The organism is Pseudomonas sp. FSL R10-2964 (assembly GCF_009600035.1).
In the GTDB taxonomy this organism is placed as follows: Bacteria; Pseudomonadota; Gammaproteobacteria; order Pseudomonadales; family Pseudomonadaceae; genus Aquipseudomonas; species Aquipseudomonas bubulae.
Genome location: NZ_WIWH01000147.1, coordinates 1 through 266, shown reverse-complemented (window position 1 = coordinate 266; position 266 = coordinate 1). Strand labels below are relative to the sequence as shown.

At 50.0% G+C, this 266-nt stretch carries 1 tRNA gene; it reads left to right on the top strand.

The annotated features are described in order from the left end of the window. Positions 1-192 precede the first annotated feature (192 nt). Positions 193-265: transfer RNA gene (locus GHN92_RS23720), tRNA-Asn, on the top strand. The last annotated feature ends 1 nt before the right edge of the window (position 266 follow it).

The following is a 266-nucleotide window of genomic DNA, read 5'->3' as shown; positions in this document are numbered from 1 at the left end:
GTATAGCGCAGTCCGGTAGCGCGCCTGCTTTGGGAGCAGGATGTCAGGAGTTCGAATCCCCTTACCCCGACCATTTTCTGCCCGGCAGTAATGGGTATAGAAAATAAGGCGCTGATGCCAGTTGCATCAGAGGCCATAAAAGAGCGTCCTTACGGACGCTTTTTTATTGTTGTAAAAGTTGAAATATGCAGTTCCGCGATAGCTCAGTTGGTAGAGCAAATGACTGTTAATCATTGGGTCCCTGGTTCGAGTCCAGGTCGTGGAGC